The organism is Paenibacillus sp. 01T431 (genome assembly GCF_056398625.1).
This window is the reverse complement of record NZ_JBFTPT010000012.1, coordinates 294,509-316,651: the sequence shown is the minus strand read 5'-3', so window position 1 is coordinate 316,651 and position 22,143 is coordinate 294,509. Positions and strand designations below refer to the sequence as shown.

Below are 22,143 nucleotides of genomic sequence, written 5' to 3'. Positions count from 1 at the left end.
GTAATTTGTTCAATCCGTTGATTTTGTGCGTCTGATTGCTTAAACTTCATAGTAAGAGCGCCTCCTTGATGTGTTGTCGACAAACCCATCATACCGAGGTGCTCCTTTTTTGACAAAGACTATTTCTTAGCCTCAACAGGAATGTTTAGTTGAACAAATTGTGGATATACCAAAACGCAGCCATACGACAGAATTAATCAAAATAGCTTCTGATTCCTAGTTGCTCGCAAGTAGCGCGATATTCATTTCGTATACGTTCCTCATTAACGTAGAATACTTCGGATATTTTTTTCGTAAAAGTCCCAGAATACACACTCCCTAAAGCCTTGTTAAGATGAGCAACAAAATCCGGGTCTAAATCAGAATAAGATAAATAGATTGGCAGCAAATCCTCCTGTCGATACCAAAACTGATTGTTAAAAGTTACAGATGCTTGAAGTAAAACCTCTCTGTACGTTTGAAAGAAGCCATACTTACGCAAGAGTTCAATAAATTCTTCTGGAAGCCGGTAATTAATTAACCATTGCAAAGTTCCTTGTTGAATACACTTTTTCCAAAAATCATTCCATTCTGACTCTGGAATTTTTTTGTTTGCAAAAAGCCAGTCCAGAATATGATATAGATTTGAAATATGATCTTTATAAAGATGCATCATATGCAACCGATCGTGCCAGAACTTACGGAGCGTCGATTCATCGTCCGTGAAAAAGCGAAGTGTATCTGGAAAACATAAAACGAAATCTCCAAAATCGTATAGATCATTTCTAAGATATTGCAAGAAATTCTCTCTAATCTTGTCATCCTTGTTATTCGCAATTTCATGCCAAAAATTATTTTTATAGCTTTTGGAATTAAACTCTAAAGAAATCTCTTGAAAGAGTCTTTTGAAAAGTTCATGATATTGGTCGTCATGAACAACACTTGTCATTCTACTAAGTAGTTCATCAAAAGGGGCATTCGGGTCATTTTCTCTTGGATTGAAATGCAATTTAACCTGCTGAATGAATCCTTCAATGCCACTATTCACCATAAATTTTCCCGAGTGATTCCGAATAAACATCCATAACGATTCGACTTGCGTATAACTAATGTCATCTTTTCCATGAACACAAGCATTTCGCTTATCCTTAAAATAGACGGCTTCTTTTCGGACATCTTTATGTATCATAAAAATATTTTTTTCTGAATTACTATTGTCATCTGAAATCAAGAGATTTACCTCGGCATCCCATTCCGTTGGCTCTCTCAACTTACCCGTAATTACTGCCCATCTCGATGTATTAGGAATTAAATGAGTACCTGGTGGATCGGATAAAAGCAATCGCTCACGAATGATGGTTTGAAAACCAAGATAAGATAACATGAATGCACCCCGATAAGCAGAAACCTTAAAGCAGATAATCGCTTCATTAAAAAAATCCCGAGCCTTTTCAGGCATTCCTTGCCCATCCAGCCATTTTTCAAAGTCTAGTTTCATACTTTCTCTCCCTTTGAGCTCCAGTTACAACAATACTGTTTCCTCTTATTGTAACTTTGTGGGTGCCAAAAATATAGGCCCTCCTATGTATGGTGTCAAACGCTATACAGTCTCCTGGTTTTCAATATTCCCGTGCACCTTCATGTTGCCGAAGTCTAACACGGAGTTCCCCTTCTTGTCTTTCTCCCCATACCATCCGGGTCATGCGAATAAGCGAGCATTCGTGAGAAAATCAAAGTACCAAGGGTGCTTAATAAGCCGCATGAATTAAAGGGGTTGGTAAATAAAATGACAAAAATAATATTTACTTTTATTCTATAGCTTGTTTTTGTTTCTTCTTTTCAAACCAATATGGCTTTGGCAAATCAACCCTAATAAAATATCTTCTCTTCCCGCTTTTCTTTAAGGATCTCAACCGCTTCCCGAAACCGCAGCGTATGCACAATCTCACGCTCACCAAAAACTCCAAACTGTCTTGCAGATCCACGTCATCTGTCAAATCAATGAGCCATTGATACGTCGCTCTAGCCTTCTCTTCTGCAGCTTTATCCTCATACAGATCAGCGATAGGATCACCTTTGGCTTGAATATAGGTAGCCGTAAAGGGTACACCATCTGCGCTCTCATAAAACAATGCGCTGTCGTGAGCCACATAATGAGCACCTAGTCCAGCAGGTTGGCCAGCCATTCTGTAGGGTCTCAGTCAGCCATGCATTACTACAAGCTCCACTTGAAACAATTGCTCGCTGAGTATGACCTTGCTTGCGAACAGCTAGAGGTTGTGGAGAAGGAGATTTCATCCGTATTAGAACGTATTCCCTTCGCAAAATCCATGCTCGCCGTTAAGGGGATTAGTGTCATTTCACTAGCTGGTATTCTTGGTGAGGCTGGGGATTTAAGTGGATTTGTTCATGGAAATGCTTTGCTGCGCCATGCCGGACTCAACCTCGCGGAAGCCAGTTCAGTCAAATGGACGGGGCAAATGAAGATCAGTAAACGCGGACGATCACGCCTCCGACGCTTCCTCTTCATGGCCACTATGAGTTTGGTCATGAACAATTCGGAGTTTCAAGCGATGCATAAACACAATGTGCAGGTCAAGAAGATGAAGAAAATGAGGTCCATTATGAAACTATGCGGTAAATTGACCAGAATACTCGTTGGGATGGCTCGTATCGGACAAGCCTATATTCCACATAAAACATTACCTCTCTTGCAAGCAGCTTAACTAAACAACCCGTTGCGTTGTACGAGTTTTGGCTTATTCGCAGGATTTCAAAGAAAGCACGGAGTACCGGATGTATTAAACCAAAGGGCACCGACCCGTACCGTTAGCAAGACCGGCCTCCACCCCTTGGAAAGGTGTAACGAAGGAATGAGAGGGCATTGACACGTTAAGACATGGGAGTGAAAGCCTCCAAGGGTGGCGTGGAGAATGTGTGCAGTAAATGGAAGTATATGGGGCGAATATATACCCCCACTATTCCCGTGCGCCTTCATGTTGTCGAAGTCTAACACGAAGTTCCCCTTCTTGTACTTCATCCCTTACCATCCGGTCGAAATCCTCCGAATAAGCGTGAATTCGCGAGAAAATCATATCGTACCAAGGGAGTTTAATAACAAAAGTAAGCAAAAAAACCTCCCCGCAGCACCCTGCAGAGAGGTTCCCTCTAATAAAATATCTTCTCATCCCGCTTTTCCTTAAGGATCTCAACCGCTTCCCGAAACCGCAGCGAATGTATAATCTCACGCTCCCGCAGAAACTTCAAACTGTCCTGCAGATCCACGTCGTCCGTCATATCAATCAACCACTGATACGTCGCCCTTGCCTTCTCCTCCGCTGCAATATCCTCATACAGATCCGCAATCGGATCGCCTTTCGCTTGAATATAGGTAGCCGTAAACGGTACGCCGCCTGCATTCTCATAGAATAAGGCGCTGTCATGAGCCACATAATGTGCGCCGAGTCCAGCTGCTTTTAATTGATCCGGTGTTGCATCTTTTGTCAATTTATATATCATTGTAGCAATCATTTCCAAATGAGCAAATTCCTCAGTGCCTATATCTGTTAGCAATCCAATGACTTTATCCGGAATCGTGTACCTCTGGTTTAAATACCGAAGCGCTGCTGCAAGCTCACCGTCAGCACCGCCATATTGCTCCATTAGAAACTTAGCCATCATTGGATCGCATTTACTTACGCGAACGGGATATTGCAGTTTTTTCTCATAAACCCACATGTACGGTGCCTCCTCTAGTTTTCCTACTCGCCCTATCCACTATTTATACCTGCCACGGCCATGGTGTATCATTCCATGACCAAGGGTTGGTGGAGAAGCTTTGGCCAAAATGCTTTAAAGGCCCGTACTTCGATTCATACTGCTGTACGATAGGCAATCTTAGCTGTGCGAACTGATTGTATTGATGTATGGCATTGGAATCTGTAGGATGAGTATCCAAATATAAATTCAGCTCCACGAGTACAAAATCTACCGCCTGCAAATCATGCAGCAGCTTGTAATACTCTTCATCAAGTATGATCGCCACCGTCAATCACCTTCTTCCTGTCTGTCGTTTTTCGGATCATATGGGCTATACAACATAGGCCAGAGTGTACCATATCTCAATGCTTCATGAGGTGAAAACTGAGGTAAATTGGGCGGTTGAAAGGTAATAAATAATTGAGGCGGCGTGCTGAAGCTTTTTACTTTTATAGGCGGGCAGGGATCTAAAGGGCTAATAAACGGCTTATAATAACGCACCTGATTATTCACGCAGATGTCTCCTCTCGGTATGCTCTTCAAAAAAGTATATGTATAAGGACTTGGTCATCATGACTAACCATTCATTGAATGACGCTGTACCGGTACAGTCTGTGCATTTCTACATTGTTCTCTAGCTCTTTCTCGTTTAGGATGTGATAAAGGCAATAAAATAAAGAAGCTCAAAACGATGTTTGAGCAATAGAGGTGAATCGTTATGGAACCGTTGACGAGAGAAGAAATAAAAGTTTATTTAAGCAGACTTGGCATCTCAGAAATTCAGGAGCCAACCAAGGCATTTCTATTTGAGCTTCATAGAGCCCATGTAAGAGTTTTTTCTTGGCAAACCATTGATGTTTTTGCAGGTAAGCCCACAGGGATTCACATCAATCAATCCGTCCCGCTCCTTATCCATGGCAGAAGCGGATATTGTTTTCATTTAAATGGCGCATTTAGCCAGCTTCTGCGTTCATTAGGCTACAAGGTTTCATTCCACCGGGCAGGCGTACAGCCACTAGGTGCCGAGCCTCGTATCAACTCGTTTCACCTTGGACTAACCGCTCACTTGTTGAACGAAAACAAAGAAGAAGAAAAATGGATTATTGATGTTGGATTAGGCGATATGCCTTTTGAGCCGCTGCCTTTTCTTGCTGGAACGTATAACCAAAACCCTTTTATTTATAAAGTAACAGAATCTCTTGTTGTTCCAAATGGATGGCGCTTAGAGCATGATCCATCTGCGTCATTTGTTGGCGTGGATTATGATTCTACCGTTTTGGCGGATATGACAGAGTTTGAGCCTAAGCATGAGCATTACAGCCGCTCCGCAGAATCTCCATGGATCAATATGTTTTTAATTAGAAATAGACATGCTGGCGGAAGCAATGAAATCCGAGGCTGCATTTGGAATGAACGAGGAACTGACGGTGTGAGGCAGACGGAATTAGTGAGTCAATCCCAGTGGCTCGAGGTGTTGGGCGAGGTTTTTGAAGAGAAACTCGTCAACTACAGCCGTCAAGAGCGGGATGAACTATGGAAAAGAATACAGCTTGCTCATGAACAATGGAAAATAGCAAAAGCCTCATCATCATAACAAAAAAGGCTTTTACTATCTTCTTGTCCTAATCAAATAAACCTCAGAGAAGTCTGAGGTTCATTTGACTATAAGTGGTATAAGAACTCCAACCGCTAAGCTTCCGCCGTACCGAATCTTTTGGCGTTTCTTGCGCGGGCACGCTCGATTTCGACCTCTCGATCACGCGGCTCAGCTTGGGTAACTAGCGTGTCGAGCAATTTCTGGGCTGCCGCAGCCACCTCTTGTATCGCAACATTGAATGCTTCTTCATTGGCTTTCGATGGTGACTGATATCCCGATAGCTTTCGAACAAACTGGAGTGAAGCGGCAGCTACTTCCTCTTCTGTTGCCGGTGGATCGAAGTTAAATAACGTTTTAATATTTCGGCACATCATGCTCTTCCTTTCAGCATTTTATTTTGCCTGAAAGCTCTAGTTCCATGCAAATACAAGCCTTTTAACTTCGATAATAGCTTTTCTATAGAAACTTTTCAAGGGATAACAACTACCAAGCATTTGTCATAACTATCGGTTTTATTTCCCCGTCAGCAATAATCATTTTATCTATACAGAGCATGCGATTACCCGCTTCAGGGTCACCAATAATACGGCGATGATAAACAATGAGCCATTCATTACTCTCTGGCAAATGGAGGAACCCATGATGTCCTGGCCCTTCCGCAATAGGCTCTTGTCGCTCAAGCACGATGCCCTTATTCTCGAATGGACCCAAAGGATTCTCACTCACGCCATACGCAACGCAATAAGAGCCGTTCACCCAGTCACCTTGCGACCACATGAGGTAATACAGTCCATCCTTCTTTATCATACAAGGTCCTTCAACATAACCATCAGGCGTAATGGAGAGAAAGGTTTCACCATTTTCAAGTGGAATGAACCCCGTCATATCATCATTCATTTTCGCTACGTTGCAATGACGCCAGCCGCCATAATATAAATAGATCGTTCCATCATCATCCTTGAACAAATGAGCATCAATCGGCTGAGCGGAATGAATGAATCGATCAATGAGCGGTTTTCCCAGATATCCTCTGAATGGTCCTTCAGGACGGTCAGATACGGCTATCTCCAAACCGCCGATCTCATCGTTGCTTTGAATATCGTTTGTTGCAAAAACCAAATAATATTTTCCTCGTTTCTCGATAATTGTAGGTGCCCAAACCGCTCTCCACATCCATGGAAAGTCTGACATTTCAATAATGCTCTCATGCTTCTCCCAATGGATCAGGTCGCTTGAGCTGAACGCATCCAAATTCAATTGCTTCGTATATTCCGTAATGGACCTGGTAGCATAAATCCAATGCTTGCCTTCATACGTTCTCGCTTCAGGATCAGCATACCAGCCTGGGACTATCGGATTATTAATACCTTTCATCGAAAAACAGCTCCTTGTTCGTGTTGTAGTACCGATATTGTAAAATATTGCAGACCCTATGTCTCTATCCTAAATTCAACTTTCTTATCCACTTTTATGACATTAATCAATTTCATCATTTTAATAGCCGATTAGCTAAAAAGAAAAAAGGGGTCGTCCCAGCAGTAGTAAAACTACTAACGGAACAACCCTTCCTATTCTTATAAATACGTTGCTTTGGTTATGGCGCAACAACACGCAGCACGGAAATCTCATACTTCGATTCACCGACTGTGATAATGCTTTTCTCCGGTATATCAACCTGCTTACCGAGGTTAACTACAACCCGGTTCGTATAGTCTGCTTCATTTATTGCAGTATTGCTCGGTTGCTCCGTCTGAGAATCGGTAGCTGTCGGCAGTGAATCAGTTTCAGCCGGTGTTGGCGTTGGCGTCGGCTTATCGGATTCTTTGGCAGTCGAATCCGTTGTTTCCGTCGGCTGTGATGAGCTTTCAACTTGATTTCCGTCAGTGCTGCTACTCCCAGTATCCGATTTGCAATCAGAAGTAACTTCTAGTGTCGTGTACGAAACTGCTTCAGCACCCGGCGTTTCTACCGTCAATGAGCTAGGCTTAAACAGTCCGCAAGCTGCTGCTTCCTTAAATGCGAAGACGAGGGTGGTCGCAGCCTTCTTGCCCTCTGATGCAGCATTTTGCTCCACGTATACGATTGTATCCGGCTGGGTTATGCTCGGTTCAGGAGTCGTTTCAGGCAAAACAGCACCACCAGGCTTCACATCATCCTTGCCGCCGAAGGCAAACATAATGCCGGCTACGATTAGTACAATACCTATAGCCGATAACGATGTTATAAACGTCGATTTACGATTCCTGCGAAAAAATTTAGTCAGCGGTGAGGATAGCTCGCGCTCCGCCTGTTTATATACACCTTTAAGAATAGGGCCTGCTTTGTCAAAATGCTGCTTCCAATTGGCTCGTTTCTTAAATGCATCCCGGTCATGTTTTGTGAAATAGCTGACTACTGCAGTTACATAGGCAGGGACAAAACCTCTCGAGCGCATGAAACTAGGATGTTTTTCTGCCCATCGGAAAAACAGATATACCGTATCTTTTTGAGACGCGTTTTGCTGCAAATAGTTGAGGAGCGTGGCATAATCCACTGATTCCATATCCGAGCTGCGAAGAAACAATAGCACGAGACGGGGAAACTCAGCTAACTCCAGCTGATTGGCAAGCAATCGGCGACCAACGAGCTGCACCCGGTCGATCTCTGCTGGGGATAGATTTTCGAATAAATCTACCGTTGGCTCCGGGAATGCGAAGCATTCGTAAAGCGCCTGCAGCTCAAGCGCTGCTGATTTCTGCCTCGGATCGCTCAGCTGTCCATTCCATTTTTTCAGCTGATCCTTCGATTTGAGAAACTCGCCCAGCATGAGCTGATCCTTCGTCAATCTTTCCATATCAAGTTCAATTAACATTGCTCGATAAGCCGCAAGCTCGAGCTCCGTATAAAACTCTACCGCATCATGAGACGGCAGCTGTTTTCGCACGCCAAACTTGCCTTCACTTGCTAAGCTGCGCAATTGTTCAAGCGCTTTGCTCGTCGCTGGCAGCGAGTGGCGCTCCCGTTTCAGCTTCTCGATGAGCTGCTGACGGACCAGCACAAAAAAGTCTTCATCACCGTACAGCTTAGGATGAGCATTGCCCCACTGCTCAATGAGCTGTAGAACACTTTTGGCTCCTGCAGCTGCTTTAAGCTTTTGCTCAAGGAATGGAATAAATAAGTTTGCACTTAGCTTCGCATCTACTAAGACTCTTGTGAAAAAAGCTATACTAAAGTCAGGATTGCTTTCAACTGCCGCATAGAAGGAAGCCGCTGCGTCTTGCTCACTCTGCTTTCTTGCATTTAACAATGCTAAAAGGAAAAAGGAAACCAGCTTATTTTCGATATGTTTACCTTCAATTTGATAGTATTGTGTAAACACATCTACAATGAAGGTTTCCGGCACTACTCCTTGCCTAGCACGGTCAAACTCATAATCAAATCGAGACAGAAATAAATCATTCAAGCGCATCTTGGCATCCAATGCGCCGGATGGCTGCAAATAATCCATCAAGCTCCGCATTACCGCGCTTTTATGCGATTCATATAACTTTTCGTTGCCTTCCTCGATTTGGTAAACGACGCATAGCTCATGATAACTGGCTGCTGCGAGTTCGCGCTCCTCCCCCATATCTGCCAGCATCAGCTCAGCGAATTGAAAGAAGCTATCCGTACGGTCAGGACGATCCAAGTTATCCCATGCAAAATCCAAAAAAGGCTGATCTATACTGTCCAGATCAACATTCATCATTCGGTCGTTGCCGAAATCAAACGTAAAATCCTTCTCGATGCTGCGATCCCCATTGCGGAGGCTTCCTTGCTCTACGAACGTAAGATGAACCGATTTGCGGCTTACCGGCTCTTTCGCATAGGTAATGAAACCAAGCTGCTTGCGGAAGGCGTAGGGTAAACTCGCATATAGCACACCAAGCAGCTGTTTTGCCTTGTCTGGCAGCTGTTTGATTGGAACATCAAGCGAAACATAGATCTTTTTCTTACCCCCGACTGCTGCCATTACCGCATAGAGCAGCTGTTTAAACGATTTTTCTGAAATGTTCAGCAACGAAAGGATGGAACGAGCAGACGGCTTAATCGCTGCTGCACTCTGAATCGGAAGCTCTAGCAGCTCTGCTATTTCCGTACCGCTGTCAATATTATATTGATCTGCGAAAGCGGCTTGCAGCCAGTTCATATAATCACTTGCAGGCTTGCTGCTATGACCGCTTGGAATAATAAAGTTATGTGTAAAAAAAGCGCTGCGCAGACCCGTGAAGTCGGCTGCCTGATAAACACTTCTGCCAAGCAGCACATCGCCATTATCCAAATAAAGCAAGTGCATCGTCTCTGGATACGCGGATCCGTCCTTCTCACCGCGGGTAGCCAGCTCAGTCGGGGCATCATAAACACAAAACGGATGAAGCACTTTTTTTACAAATGATGCTTCCAAACCGCTTGATTTGGCGATCGTGTCATAACCTTCCGTGGATCTGAAAATGCCGCGTCTTTCCCGTGCATACATCTGCTGCTGAATCATCCTGCTGGGCGTAGAATCGCGCACTATTCTCTTCTCCCCTCAATGAAGTTCAGCTTATAAAGCAGCCAAATGAAGGGCTCGTCTACCCGAATGGGACTGACGACGGTTTGCAGCTTCTGATCGACGGGATTGCTGCCGAGTGCGGAAACCGCATAATAAGCCGTATCCTTAAAATAAACATCCATCGTACCTTTAAAGGGACGATCGACCTTCTCGATGAAACGGCGGATTTCTCCATCAATATTTTCAAACTCGGTCAGGTTGAAATAATTGCGATGCACCATGTTGTTGAAAATATTGCTGTTCGATTTAATATATTCTCCATCTTCATCCTTTAGCGAATGAAGCATATCGCTCTTCGTTAAAACGACGGCAGTCGGAATATCCGTTTTGTTGTTTTCCTGATAAGCAATAAAGTCGCCAAACATCGTCAGAACAACGTCGCGCGGCTCGTCGTATTGGGAAACCCATTCACCGGGCTTATCGCCCAGATTCATTCTAATTTTCTCGCGAATGGAGCGAATTTGAAGCGGATCTACCATCAGCAAAATGCCTGCTGAATTTTTGATATGCTGACCATGCAAACCAAGATAATCCTGCTCTACCATACCCTCGCCAGCGACATCAAAAAATACGAGAGTAAGCGGTGGCTTCGATTCATCTTTAAAAACAAATTGAAAAATAAAAGGCTCCTGCATCTTTTCCTTTTGGGTAGACGCTAGCAGATCGCCGCGCTCAAACAGCGGCTCCTCGTAATAGGTTCGGAATTTCCGGCTAATTTCAGCGTTAAGCGGCATGCAGGCTGCATTAAAATGGTCCGCTGTCGTGTTCTGCAGCGTATGTATCAACGCGGTCATATACACCGACTTGCCTACTTGTGAAGCGCCAATGATTGAAATAATATTGCTCGGCACCTTGCCTGCTGTTACTGGAATTTCGTTGTGGCATTTTGGACAAAGTCTTCTGCGTGTCAGCTCGCCATAGCGGTCATTTATTCCAATCAATACATGGTCTGAGTAAATCCGATGCTCTTCAGGCACGTCGTTTGGATAGAGCACCGCTTCCATATCGTGTACAGAATCAAGGCCAAAACGCTCACGATACTTATTCAGCTCATCATCTTCTCCAAGCGCATAATCCTCATCATCCTCACGGGAATGTGAAGCGCGGAACACAACCTCATCCGGTGTAAATTTACTAAAACAATAGGGGCAAACAATATCATAAAACAAAGGCCTTTGCTTTGCTTCCGGCTTTTTCTTGAAAAGATCGAAAATACCCATGCGATCTTCCTCCTTTATACTGAAATCAATTCGTACATCTGTCCAGACGTTCGGCCATCAGTGAAAAACAATCGTATAAAATCCTGTTTGCCAACCTCAATGGCAGGCAAAACGGTTTTTCCAGCTGCGAAAGGCGCAACGAACGGATACAGCATGCCATCTTCTTTATTCGCGGGATAGCTGCCCTGCTTTTTCACATAACAAAGTACGTCTTTCCCAATCGGTACCTCTGTTGAAACTTGAATTTGAATCGTTTTGAACTTTCTGAACAAACCGCTCTTATTTGTAATCGAATAATGAATTTTAGCTCGGCCAGCACTTATTTCGATGCTGTTCTCGTGATTAGGCTGAAGGATGAGCTGCGGACCGCCGCTCCCTTCCAGTGCGGCATATACCGTAAAGACAAAACGTCCGATGCCCTCTAATCGGCTATGATAGCCATTATTCGCTTTATATTCTGCCTTCGTGTACAACTTGACAGTTCCTATATCCACGGGGCTTTCCGCCGCCTGCTCAGCCGGTGTTTTCCCAATGTAAACCGCTTCTATACCGCCCGGCCAAATCCAGCGCAGCGTGCAGCGGTCCTCCTCCAACACGCGAGTTAAACCGCTGATGATCGGAGAACCATCCTCTGCATCGATAAACCGCATTTTATATCCGCCTCCCGCATCGTTTAAAATCCATGACTGCGGCTGTCCTTCGTCCGTTCGCCTAACGCCTTTGTGGACTGATCTCTATTGCTGTTTTTTCTGCCGCCATCATAACGGTTTGTACTGTTATTATCCCTTATCGGAACAACAAGTGTGAAAATGCTAATAATGGCTGCCAGTACAAGAACAGCGAATAGACGTGATATACCGTCAGAGAGCATATCCCCGGACAAGCCGGAGTCCAAAATGAAGCCAGCCAGCAAACCGCCTACAATACCGCCCGCCCCAAAGCTTAATGCCAAAAACCGATTGTCGAAAAACAATCCGAGCGACATCCCTAAAGCTGCACCGATAATGGCTAAGGATAAAATACGAAGCAGTGTATACAACGTGCTGTCCGCAAGCGATCCCGTTCTTTCGGTTAAGAGCGTCCGATTATCGATTGTATTGTAAATATTTTGGAATACGAGCGCCAGCCCGTTCGCTTCCGATACATCGTAATAGCTTCCATTGGTGGAATCAGCTATTTGCTGCAGCAAGGCAGAGCCCTTGGAATCTGCAACGCTAAGGCCTACCGTATTAATGACAATTTGCTGCTCTTGGAATTGTGCAATTTGCTTATTGATATCGGATTCGCTGAAACCGTCCGACAATAGAATGACCATTGTCCCGCGCCCAGCCTTTTCCTTATCCTTAATCGTCTTCATTGCTTCGCCAAGCGCAAGACTAAAGTTTGTACCGCCGTCCGTCGGCTCAAGTGAGTCAATTGCGGCATTTACTTTATCTTTCTCTTCCTGTGTGCTTACTTTAACAAAGGGCTGTATCAATTGTGCGGTATTGTGAAATGCAACCACCGCCACACGCTTATCGCTTTCCATGTTTTGAATCAATTGCTTCGCAGCCGAATAACGCTCGTTATCAGGATCGGTCTCCAGCATGCTTCCTGAATTATCGATGACAAGCACAATATCCTTTACCTGCTTCGCACCGCCAAAATGTGCGCCGTAAATAAATTGCAGCAATCCGCCGACTGCAAACAGCAGAACTAGCGTTGCTGGTACGAGCAGCTGCCACGATAATCCGGTATAACGCTGACGCCACGAAGTTCCGTTCAAACGAGGCGATATCATTTCAGCAATCAGGCAGGCCAGTCCAATGCATAAAGCAAGAACGCCAAAGTAAAGCCCAACGACGGCAAAGCGCGGCCAGATTTCCGACAGCGCCCCCAGTATGATTTCCCCGATGACAAATCCTACTGCGCCTCCTATCAAGCTGAACAATAAGAGAAGCCCATTTATTTTTCGTTGCATAATAACAGCACCCTTTCTACTTGCTAGTGGACCGCAGCAATTGTTGATGTATATCGGTCAGCGAAGATCAGGCAGTAGAGCAGGATCAAGCGTGTGAAATTCGTACCCATTTTGCAAATAGGTCTCATAATACACTTTGCCGTTTCGATAATACATCAAATCTTCTAAATGAAAGCCGCCCATAATATTCAACTTTTCTACACCGCTGCTGCGCTTCTCATGTACACACCCCAGCTTGTAAATGCGTGAAGATTCGTCAACGCCAAGTGCATATCGGATAAATTCACTCTCGCGATCTCCGAACAAATACTTTTCCTCATACCGATGCTCATGTGTATAGTCGAGAAGACGAATATGAACGACCGCATGCTCTTCCAGTGTCCGGTATAATCGGTGAAACAGCTCGTCCCTCGATAAAGCTTTACGATTGCTGTATGCAACGGATACATTGGCACGCAGCAGCAGCTCCTCCTCGAAAGTCTGTGCAAAAGGCTCTGCTGTCAAAATGTACTTTCGGCAAATCTCCATTAATCGCTCCAGAAACGCGGAATCTCCCTGCTGCAGGAGCTCCGTCATATTGCCGAGAAATCGTTCCTCAAAAAATATGGATGCGCCGCGTTTCTCTTCAATATCCTTCATGACAGATGCAGTGACTCGCTCATAATACTCGAAGATGTTCTGCCCGATATAATCATCCGCTGAACGGATACTGTGCTGAGCCGCCGCATTCAGCGTTTCCTCTAGCAGCGCCATCTGTTCTACGCGAATTCGGTATTTCTCATGAAGACGCTCCAGCTCAGCAGCAAATTTACGGTACAAAGCAAGCTCAGTCTCAAGTCGTAAAAGCTGCCATTCCAGCCGGTACACCGCATCAAAAAAAGCGCGTATAAAGGATCGAACATTTTGCTTGTCCATAAATGGAAGACGCTGAAATTTCAAATCATCCACACGTTGTTCGCGGATTCGACCCAGCTCATCCTGAGCGATATCAATCTCTCTGACCAAATCGCGCATTCGAGCGCGAACAGCTGTCATGACGCTGTCTGTCTCGTTTTTCTCGTCTGTCCATTTGGCAACCTGGAAAAAGCTAAACAATGGCTGATCTTTCATATTACGGTTTACAGTGGCTCGCAGCTCATCTGAGGCCTTCACATAACCTAAGTTCACCTCAGCTGAACTAGTGAAATGCTTACGGAAGAAGATGGTGCAGCCATCTCCGAACAAGGCTTCCTCTGCCTCGCGCAGCGACATGCGCCGCAGTTGATCATAACGAATGTTGTTCGTTAGAAGACCCGACATATCGATGAGACTGTCCTCGCTTGGTACGAGATCGAGCATTCTAGTGTCCATCGCAGCTGCATCCAGCCCAAAGAAGGACAGCTTTTCCTTGCTGCCCTGCAGGTCAGCAATTTCCAGCCGTTCTTTTATTTGTTTAAAGAAATGATAGAGGACGGTTAACGCAATCGAATGATTCGGTCGTTTCACCTTGGACAAGCCCGCTGACACGAACCCCTGTCTTCCAGATTCCGTCATGAGACTGTTTTTGAAAGAAGAGTTGTTGTAGCTTACGTCACTCGATTGTACCTGTGTTTCCTTTCTCCTCCTGTTTTTCAACAGCAGAATATTGCAAATGATTTCATAGTTATCCTGCATCCCGTTAAGCGTTGTAATTCCCCGCTCATTGCGATCAGATAATACATAAACAAGATCAAATAATGGGGATGCCTTGTGGGTGACCGGAATTGATAATCCATCACCCGTCACCTGAAGCCTCGCCGAAAAAGAATAATCTGGCCGCTGCATTCCATCCAGCTCGCGCAGGAAGCTGATACCCGCTGCGCTTGCCAAACCAAACGTCTCTGATTGCTCACGTTCATTAATTAAAGCGTACAAATCCATTTGAACGGATTTGAACAGCTGCAAAAAAATCGATTGAGCAAGCAGCGATATTTCTGGAACAAGCACGTTTAATGGATCATCAACCCTTGTAATGACAGCAAGATGAAGGCGATCGAAAGATGCGTACAATCGGCCGTAATCAGCAATTGTATCGCTAACCTGACGCAGCGCCCGGTTGAGATCCGCTAGATGATGCCCTTCCTTATGGAATGCGGTGCCTATATCTTTGCGTTTGGTGCGATTATCCGTTTTGCCATCTACAACATCCGTAAGCGCTACCCTCGTCACCTTCGGGACAGATCGATTACGATTTGCCCCATGGTATGACGATGCTTTATAACCTGCACTTCCAGAGGCAGCATTTGCTTCACTCGACGAGACATGGAAATAAATAACGCCGGCATTGTTGTCCCATTTCAGTTCATTGGATTGAATCATAGGTTCAATCGCATGTCCTGCCTCATCTCCGATGTATAGAAATACGGTTGGATAGTGAATGCTGCTTTGATCATCCTCAAGGCCGCTAAGCTTCTGCTCAGCAGCCGAATAGTCGCTTGCATATAGATCCAACAATTCTCTCATCATTATTTCAACTTTCTACGAATTTCGTTAAGTTTAGTAGACATTTCCCGGTAGAACCGGTGCATTTCCTCTCCATTTGCCAGCTCAACCTTCTCGTATTCGAGACGCTCGCGTGCATCAAGGAATGTGCCGAACAGCTCCTCCAGCTTGGCTAACAGCTTTGAAGTATCCTCCGTTGCAGTCAGCTCCGTGACTCTGCGCTCCGCTTTGCGTCTTAGCACGCTGCGGTTTTTCTCCTCCAGCTGTCGGAAGCTCTCAAACACCTCAAACTCAACATAGCTGCTGCTTTTCATTAAATTAGCGAAAGGCGGCCATGCTTCTTCCTCTGGCTCGCGATCATAAACATACAGGGCACCTTTCTTGCAAATAGTCTCTGTGTACAGCGCCTCGATAAACTGATCCAGCAATTTCTCATCATCTTGGTGCTGCATAAGCAGCTGCTCAAGCTCGACTAATTTTACAGAGATGGATTCATACTTCGCCAATTCCTCACGAACCCGTCTTAGCTGCTCCGGCGAACGAATGAGATTTTCTTGTGCAAGCTCCTCTGTAAAGCTGCCGAAAATATCTTTTGTCGATTCAAGCTCCAGCCCCTCGGATAAAAGGCGCTTCAGCTCATTTACTGCTCGCTTAACTTCACCTAAATTCGGCTTCGCGCCATCAAGCTGCATATTGAACGGTTTTAACGCATCCGATAACTGGAACGGCTTCGTGAAGCGAACGGAATAACGGCTGCTCGTGTTATTGTCTATGCCCTTCTCTTCAATAATACGGAAGCTCTCGGCTTTGACAAACTCAGCGCGAACCCTTGCATTATAGCTTCTCACACGTGGGTTGACGTACGTATCGCCCCATGATTTCTCTGGAATCGGCGAAGGCAAATAGGTCCAATTGACACGGTCAGTCTGCACCAAATGACGGCCAATGCCTTCCTTATCGAGAATCGTGCGTTCATAGCTTTCTTCATAGACCTTCAGCGGCGTATAAACAAACAAAGGTACACCATTTCTCGTATTCAGCCAGAAAATCCGGTTTTTCACTTCACTTTCCTTTATCGTAAAGTGAGATTTGCCTATCGAGTTATTTTGATAATTCCGAATCCCTCTCAAAATGCTCGGCGCCTGCACAGGCACGGACACAAACCCCCATGAAGGGACATGCAAATTGCCTGAGCTGTTGCTGAGATGGAATACAGGCACAGCTTCCTCATCAAGCTTGCTCGCAATATGACGCTCAACAAACTTCTCAATCGATTCATCGTTCCCGTATTTCATAACTAGGAATTCTTCCATTGATTTCGTAATTAGATCGCCGAATTTATTCGTTAAAAACTCTGAAATCGAGCTGACGATATCAATTTCCTGCTCTTTTACCCAAAGATTCGAATGGTCTAGAAGCTCCTGCGTAAAGTCGCGGATCAGATCATCGCCGTCCTTCTTATCCATTAAACGGCTGATAACGTCGGAGATGTCTGGAACGCCTACGATATTCCAATAATAAGTTTTGTTTCCTTTATGATCCGCTTGTTCCTCGCCGCTTGTCAGGATTTCACCATTTTTGGCAAAAATCGAATTAAGCACATTCAAAATTTCAGTAAATACGTTATAAATGCGGTTATTCTCGTTGTTCAGCAGCTGGTGGAGATCCTCATAAAATTCAATCAGTTGCTCCATTCTCTCAACGTCAGCAAGCAGCCAGTACTCATTTATTTTTGCTTCGATATAGTTGTTTTTCTTCTTATCCTTGGATACGAACGCGCTCTTCGCATCGCCCATACGCTCATTGGCTTGCTCTCTAGCTGCTTCGATCTCTTTAGGAAGACGTGACAGCCCCTCACGAAGCGTCTCAATATAAGAGAGCAGCATCTTCAGCAAGCAGAAGCCTTTCTCAGTATGCAGGAGACGGGATACATAAAATGGCCCTTGCTCTGGATGTAGAAATGTACGACGAATTTGATCGGTAAATTGTCCAACAATTTCGCCTGGCAGCTGTTTTTTGGCCTTAATATATTCCTCGCGCGCACGAGCCAAAAAGTTTTGCTCCAGCTCCGTATCCATATTCACGGCTTGCATTTTCACCACGTTATTGTAGCTGAGTCGCTCGCTGTTCTCGAAGCCTGGCAGCGGCTCAGGCACTCGTGAGTCAAAGGTTTTCATCATCGTTTCGAGATCAATGCCAAGCTTGCGGGCAAATTTCTCTACATCGTCCTGACTCGGCGCCTTTTCAAACATCTTGTCCATTTTGTTGAAAAGCCGGTAGGCCAAATAAGTCGTCATTTCCTCGATCGGCAGTACCGCCGAAGAAGCTCCGATAATGTTGTAATCGTAGTTAGCCGGGTACATTTTGTTCATTTGAGCAATATTGGTCCGAATGTTGCTAATATAATCATGAATAGCGAATTCCTCGCCGGATTGTTTTTCCTCGCTGGAAATAAAGTTCGTAATATTCTCTGCCGTTACATTCATGCAATAATCATAAGCATTTTCAAGCAGCTTGCCCTCAGCGTTTGTAGCCGAGATGAGATGGCATAAATTAAACGGTGGGAGCGGCGAATTAACGTTTAGTATATTGCCATATTGCTGCGTAAACCGTTCACCACGGCTGTCCACATTCATCCAATAGTCCAGTTCCTTCAGTGCAGCATAGCCATTTTTCTTAATGTACTCACGTGTATGGTCACTCAAGCTTTTGCTTGCAAGGTTAATATCCGGCGTAAACAAATAACCAAGCGTATTAACGCGGTCAATGCCGGCTGATCCGTGATCACGCTCTATAATTCCTCGAACGATATAAGAGATATCGAGGAAGCAGCCGCTTCCTGTTCCGCCAGACAAGCCGGTTAGCAGAAACACCATCAGCTTTTTGTTCGTCCCGACGGATAACGTCTTAATTTTTTTGTCGATGCTCTGCACCACTTGATTGATCTTCGTAAACAGCAGAAGCCGACCTGCTTGACGAACGCCAGCTGCACCATTCATGCCATCAGTTATACTTAGCTCTGGCGACAGCCAGTCCGTGATGTACGGCTCCAAAATGCTGCGATTTTGCAGCAGTCCTCCAACCTCTGCATTTGATAGCAGCACAAATTCATTAATAGGATCAAGACCGATCCCTTTATACTTTTTATTGCGATCCTGTTCATTCGTTTCAAAAGCAAGAAATTCCACATTATCAGGCTTCTCGCGTTTTCTTTTGGAAACGGGATCCTCAGGAAGCTTAAAGCGGCGATTGATCTGGTATTTTAGGCGCAGAAGCGCATCAATACCGGTACCGCCAAGTCCAATGATCAGAATGGGATTATCTATGGTGTCTACCCGAATTTTCTCGCTGACAATACCTCCGCCAAGCGAAACGTCAAGCTGCTGTATGTGTTCTCTTACGATCGGTTTCATTTTTCATTACCTCCAGGGCTCTATTTATACGAGATATTCAATGAATATCGTTTTGTCTATTTGTTTCAATGAAACCGTAATCCGGTCTCCGCTTTTCATTTCCAATGCACGCGTCGCATCCACTGCTCGTCCCGATTTCTCAATTGTGCAGGAGGAACCATTTTGCAGAACGATACGATCATTGCTTCCCGGCTTGAAAATGACCTTGTCGGTTTCCTTCAGCTCAGGCGCTAGCTGCAACAGCTGGTGAAGCTGCAATTTGCCTTTGAAGGCTGTCAGCTTCTTGTACTGCGGCGACGTTTTGTCACCTGTATTCTCATCTCGAATTTCAATGACGAGTTGGCCAACAAACCCACGGTTCGCTTGTTTCAGCACTCTTAATATAAAGTAAGCTGCTGCAAGCAATGCCGCTAGACCTATAACGCCAATTACAACAGGTACAACCGGGAACGGCTTCTCTTCTTTATCTGCCTCCGGCTTTGGCGTCTGCCCTGTTGTCCCCGCCTTTGCCGAAATCTTAACCGCATCGGTCTCTCGGAAAAAGCTTTTCTCTTTGGCCTTCACTATAATCTCATAGTCATGCTTCTCAGGTATTTTGTAGGAGCCTGCAAAATGGTCGCCCGCATTCTCCATTGGTATTTCCTCTGTTTTGCCCGTGTCTAAGTCTTTAACGAGTAAAACCGCGCTCATGTTGCTGTACTGGGAGGTGTCTTCCAGTTTTTTTCCGCCGCTTACGAGATAAGAATTGAACGTCACCTTGTCGCCCTTGGAATAGGCCGCTTTGGCTAGTGGATCCATAGCAAGACTTAAGTCATAGTTGAAAATAAGATTAATGTCGATTTTATCGCGATTCACACCTTTGATTTGAAGCGTCCAGTCACCTTCCGACGGCTTTAACAGCTTCAGCAAGGAATAGCTCTTCGAGCTCGATAGCAAGACGCCATCCGAAGGAATAGGAATAGCGTTGCCAGATGGATCTACGAGCTTCGCCTCAACCGGCTTGCTCGACATAATCGAAATATTTGCTTCTAGTACATTCGAGTTGGGAACTGAAATTTTCACATCCTGATAGCTGCCGTTTGCCGTCAAAGAATCAACCGGTACGACGTTCAGCTCAAGATGGCTGGCAAAAATTTCACTCAAAATACGCGGCAAATCGTCAGCCGAATCGGTCGCGAATGATTTCCCGCCGGTTATTTCCGATAGCTTAGCAAGCGCAGATTCATTTAGTTTTCCATTAGCATTTAGGCCAATCGTATAAATCGGAACGCCTTTATCATTCGCTTCTTTAAGCGCCTTGTCCATGTCCGCGTCGGACTGCGCCTGCGTTCTGCCGGATGCCTTATTAAAATCGTTATTGCCGTCAGCTAGCAAAATAATCATCGGCTCGTGATCTTGGTCGGCACCATCTTCCAAAATCTGTACCGCTTCCTTAACTCCGACAGAAACATCGGTATAGGCTCCGCGGTTTAACTGATCGATGAAGCTCTTCAGCTTCTCTTTATCCGAAGCAGACTGGATTTCCAGCAGCGCCTTCTCGCGTTGAATTTCATCGGTATAAGCCACAATGCCAACACGGTCGCCTTGTGTCGGCAACATATCAATGAACATCTTCATGGCTTCATTTCCAATTTTCCCTGGATCGCTTGTGCTCATTGAATTACTGACATCCAGCACAAGTACTGCATCAATTTGCGAGTCGCCTTGCGCTGCATGCGCGGTTTGTAAGCTGCTGAACGGCAGCAGCAAAATAGCAGAAACCATAATTAGCTGACATGATAAACGTTTTAATCTATTCATTTTGCTGTACTCCTTTGTAATGGGACAAACGGTTCTTCTTCGCTAGTCCAATAGTCACTGTTAGTCACTGCTACCAGTATGATGATATACTACAAAATAAGTATACCTGATAGATTTTGTTAAATCACTTTTATTGTAAGAAAGGAATAGGATATGGTTACCTACGTTTGTCTTGGACTATTGTTTCTTTTTGTCATCATCAAAGCAATGAGCTATCGTGCACAGCGGAGACGGGCGCCTTCTCCAGAACAGCTGAGCAAGCTTGTCCTTTCCATACTAAAAAGCAGCGGGCAGCGTGATCGCGAATGATGAAGAAGCTGCCGGTACTACTTAACCCTTATATTAAAACACGCTATCCTTATAATAAACTTAAAATTTGCCGAAGATGCAACCACTTTACAGTACTAGGTGATGCGCAGTGCCCCGTATGCGGCAAATTTGCCCTGAAAAATGTTGAAGCTCAGGCAGCCTATAAGCTGAAGCTTAAGATGTGGAAAGAGCGGTTTTTTGCATTGTTTATTATCATTGTCGGATTTGCAATGAGTGAATCAGCAATGCATTCCACTTTGATTGTTGCTGGAGGAATGCTGCTAGTCGCTCTATTATGGACGTTGCAGAAGCGGTCGACCCCTGCACTTTTGCTCCTGCAGCTGCAAAAAATATTTCAAAAAGAGGCATATACCCTCTCTGCAGGTCTAGTAAATGACCGAGAAACAGCTATTCAAGTGTTCCATAGCGGCGATAAACCGCTTGCGTTTGAAATGCTGCGTGAAATTGGCGCGCTCGTCCATACCGACCAGCTTCGACTGGAGCAAATTTTGCTGCTTCAATCCTTTGTTTTGCGCAAGGATATGGATCTGATGCTGGACCCCTTGTTAATGGATCATTTTAATCCCGATCTCGTTGAATATATTGGCGAGCTTGCCAAAATCAGAAGAGATTTGCTGAAAGAAAATACATTTCGTTATGTTTTGCTTCATGAGGCGCAGATTTTGAAAATGGAGCATGGCGAGAGTATTCTCGTTGGTGTTGCCGGTGCGGCAGTTAGGATGAAGCGATACATCACACTCTATCCCTATTTGCTGATGCGCTATGCACGAAAGCTTCCTAAAGACCGTTTCTTGCGGCTTTATCAAATGCTTCAAAGCAGTCCGCACGCAGGCGCCAGCCCTTTATATCAAGAAGTAATGGAAATCTATAATGAACGTTACAAATGGGACGAGGATTTCAAGCGTACGAGCAAGGAAACAGACCTGTAGGCAGATCAAAACTAAATGAGCAAATTAGAGAAATAATGAATAAAGGCAAACAGTCACTTTAACAAAAGTGATCGTTTGCCTTTTTTATGTGAATGAATGATTAGAGTCTTTAGGCAAAAATCA

Annotated in this window: 16 protein-coding genes and 1 pseudogene; 3 read left to right on the top strand and 14 right to left on the bottom strand. The window is 44.9% G+C overall.

Annotated features, from left to right (window positions below):
* Positions 1 to 193: 193 nt before the first annotated feature.
* Positions 194 to 1,477 carry a hypothetical protein gene (locus AC1DM9_RS22525; protein ID WP_477582318.1) on the bottom strand — a complete coding sequence of 428 codons (1,284 nt, stop codon included), beginning with the start codon at positions 1,475 to 1,477 and terminating at the stop codon, positions 194 to 196.
* 310 nt (positions 1,478 to 1,787) lie between these two features.
* Positions 1,788 to 2,165, bottom strand: a complete 378-nt coding sequence (locus tag AC1DM9_RS22520) for a manganese catalase family protein (protein WP_477582316.1) — start codon at positions 2,163 to 2,165, stop codon at positions 1,788 to 1,790.
* On the opposite strand from AC1DM9_RS22520, the pseudogene AC1DM9_RS22515 reads away from it, so the two are divergent.
* Positions 2,154 to 2,705, top strand: a pseudogene (locus AC1DM9_RS22515) (transposase); the annotation flags it as partial. The gene AC1DM9_RS22520 and the pseudogene AC1DM9_RS22515 sit on opposite strands and share 12 nt — an antisense overlap.
* 442 nt (positions 2,706 to 3,147) lie before the next feature.
* Here AC1DM9_RS22515 and AC1DM9_RS22510 read toward each other — a convergent pair.
* From AC1DM9_RS22510 to AC1DM9_RS22500, 3 genes are read right to left on the bottom strand one after another with little or no spacing between them, the layout of a single operon-like run.
* On the bottom strand, positions 3,148 to 3,717 hold the full coding sequence (locus AC1DM9_RS22510) for a manganese catalase family protein (protein ID WP_477582314.1): 570 nt from the start codon (positions 3,715 to 3,717) through the stop codon (positions 3,148 to 3,150).
* A gap of 43 nt (positions 3,718 to 3,760) precedes the next feature.
* Positions 3,761 to 4,024, bottom strand: a complete 264-nt coding sequence (locus tag AC1DM9_RS22505) for a spore coat protein CotJB (protein WP_144376813.1) — start codon at positions 4,022 to 4,024, stop codon at positions 3,761 to 3,763.
* A 2-nt stretch (positions 4,025 to 4,026) separates the two neighbouring features.
* Positions 4,027 to 4,251 carry a spore coat associated protein CotJA gene (locus AC1DM9_RS22500; RefSeq protein ID WP_076269558.1) on the bottom strand — a complete coding sequence of 75 codons (225 nt, stop codon included), beginning with the start codon at positions 4,249 to 4,251 and terminating at the stop codon, positions 4,027 to 4,029.
* Between the two features lie 205 nt (positions 4,252 to 4,456).
* On the opposite strand from AC1DM9_RS22500, the gene AC1DM9_RS22495 reads away from it, so the two are divergent.
* Positions 4,457 to 5,332 (top strand): arylamine N-acetyltransferase family protein, encoded by an 876-nt coding sequence (locus AC1DM9_RS22495; RefSeq protein WP_477582312.1) that lies wholly within the window; start codon positions 4,457 to 4,459, stop codon positions 5,330 to 5,332.
* Between the two features lie 95 nt (positions 5,333 to 5,427).
* Here the strand turns inward: AC1DM9_RS22495 and AC1DM9_RS22490 are convergent, their stop codons facing one another.
* The 9 genes from AC1DM9_RS22490 to AC1DM9_RS22450 all read right to left on the bottom strand — a co-directional run bounded on the left by AC1DM9_RS22490 (position 5,428) and on the right by AC1DM9_RS22450 (position 20,761).
* Positions 5,428 to 5,706, bottom strand: coding sequence for a DUF2277 domain-containing protein (locus tag AC1DM9_RS22490; RefSeq protein WP_076269556.1), 279 nt, complete (start codon positions 5,704 to 5,706; stop codon positions 5,428 to 5,430).
* Positions 5,707 to 5,818: 112 nt separating this feature from the next.
* On the bottom strand, positions 5,819 to 6,709 hold the full coding sequence (locus AC1DM9_RS22485; protein ID WP_441879479.1) for a glycoside hydrolase family 43 protein: 891 nt from the start codon (positions 6,707 to 6,709) through the stop codon (positions 5,819 to 5,821).
* A gap of 220 nt (positions 6,710 to 6,929) precedes the next feature.
* The gene (locus AC1DM9_RS22480) at positions 6,930 to 9,869 is read right to left on the bottom strand and encodes a GAP1-N2 domain-containing protein (RefSeq protein ID WP_477582309.1); all 2,940 of its coding nucleotides are present in this window, start codon (positions 9,867 to 9,869) and stop codon (positions 6,930 to 6,932) included.
* Positions 9,869 to 11,128, bottom strand: coding sequence for a TRAFAC clade GTPase domain-containing protein (locus AC1DM9_RS22475; RefSeq protein ID WP_339208235.1), 1,260 nt, complete (start codon positions 11,126 to 11,128; stop codon positions 9,869 to 9,871). Before AC1DM9_RS22475 ends, AC1DM9_RS22480 begins: the two co-directional genes overlap by 1 nt.
* Positions 11,129 to 11,142: 14 nt before the next feature.
* A complete protein-coding gene (locus AC1DM9_RS22470; RefSeq protein ID WP_076269552.1) occupies positions 11,143 to 11,778 on the bottom strand; it encodes a beta-mannanase in 636 nt (211 codons plus the stop codon).
* A gap of 23 nt (positions 11,779 to 11,801) precedes the next feature.
* Positions 11,802 to 13,088: a vWA domain-containing protein gene (locus AC1DM9_RS22465; RefSeq protein WP_477582307.1), complete on the bottom strand. Its 1,287-nt coding sequence runs from the start codon at positions 13,086 to 13,088 to the stop codon at positions 11,802 to 11,804.
* A gap of 57 nt (positions 13,089 to 13,145) precedes the next feature.
* Positions 13,146 to 15,569, bottom strand: a complete 2,424-nt coding sequence (locus AC1DM9_RS22460) for a transcription initiation factor TFIID (protein ID WP_477582334.1) — start codon at positions 15,567 to 15,569, stop codon at positions 13,146 to 13,148.
* 2 nt (positions 15,570 to 15,571) lie between these two features.
* Positions 15,572 to 18,961, bottom strand: a complete 3,390-nt coding sequence (locus AC1DM9_RS22455) for a tubulin-like doman-containing protein (protein ID WP_477582306.1) — start codon at positions 18,959 to 18,961, stop codon at positions 15,572 to 15,574.
* 24 nt (positions 18,962 to 18,985) lie between these two features.
* Positions 18,986 to 20,761 (bottom strand): vWA domain-containing protein, encoded by a 1,776-nt coding sequence (locus AC1DM9_RS22450; protein WP_477582304.1) that lies wholly within the window; start codon positions 20,759 to 20,761, stop codon positions 18,986 to 18,988.
* Positions 20,762 to 21,066: 305 nt separating this feature from the next.
* On the opposite strand from AC1DM9_RS22450, the gene AC1DM9_RS22445 reads away from it, so the two are divergent.
* On the top strand, positions 21,067 to 22,020 hold the full coding sequence (locus tag AC1DM9_RS22445; RefSeq protein ID WP_441960055.1) for a hypothetical protein: 954 nt from the start codon (positions 21,067 to 21,069) through the stop codon (positions 22,018 to 22,020).
* Positions 22,021 to 22,143: the final 123 nt, after the last annotated feature.

Coding starts and splice junctions, on each gene's coding strand:
- AC1DM9_RS22525 (WP_477582318.1), bottom strand. CDS start 1,477: ATGAAACTAGACTTTGAAAAATGGCTGGATGGGCAAGGAATGCCTGAA.
- AC1DM9_RS22520 (WP_477582316.1), bottom strand. CDS start 2,165: ATGGCTGGCCAACCTGCTGGACTAGGTGCTCATTATGTGGCTCACGAC.
- AC1DM9_RS22510 (WP_477582314.1), bottom strand. CDS start 3,717: ATGTGGGTTTATGAGAAAAAACTGCAATATCCCGTTCGCGTAAGTAAA.
- AC1DM9_RS22495 (WP_477582312.1), top strand. CDS start 4,457: ATGGAACCGTTGACGAGAGAAGAAATAAAAGTTTATTTAAGCAGACTT.
- AC1DM9_RS22490 (WP_076269556.1), bottom strand. CDS start 5,706: ATGTGCCGAAATATTAAAACGTTATTTAACTTCGATCCACCGGCAACA.
- AC1DM9_RS22485 (WP_441879479.1), bottom strand. CDS start 6,709: ATGAAAGGTATTAATAATCCGATAGTCCCAGGCTGGTATGCTGATCCT.
- AC1DM9_RS22475 (WP_339208235.1), bottom strand. CDS start 11,128: ATGGGTATTTTCGATCTTTTCAAGAAAAAGCCGGAAGCAAAGCAAAGG.
- AC1DM9_RS22470 (WP_076269552.1), bottom strand. CDS start 11,778: ATGCGGTTTATCGATGCAGAGGATGGTTCTCCGATCATCAGCGGTTTA.
- AC1DM9_RS22465 (WP_477582307.1), bottom strand. CDS start 13,088: ATGCAACGAAAAATAAATGGGCTTCTCTTATTGTTCAGCTTGATAGGA.
- AC1DM9_RS22460 (WP_477582334.1), bottom strand. CDS start 15,569: ATGAGAGAATTGTTGGATCTATATGCAAGCGACTATTCGGCTGCTGAG.
- AC1DM9_RS22455 (WP_477582306.1), bottom strand. CDS start 18,961: ATGAAACCGATCGTAAGAGAACACATACAGCAGCTTGACGTTTCGCTT.
- AC1DM9_RS22450 (WP_477582304.1), bottom strand. CDS start 20,761: ATGAATAGATTAAAACGTTTATCATGTCAGCTAATTATGGTTTCTGCT.
- AC1DM9_RS22445 (WP_441960055.1), top strand. CDS start 21,067: ATGATGAAGAAGCTGCCGGTACTACTTAACCCTTATATTAAAACACGC.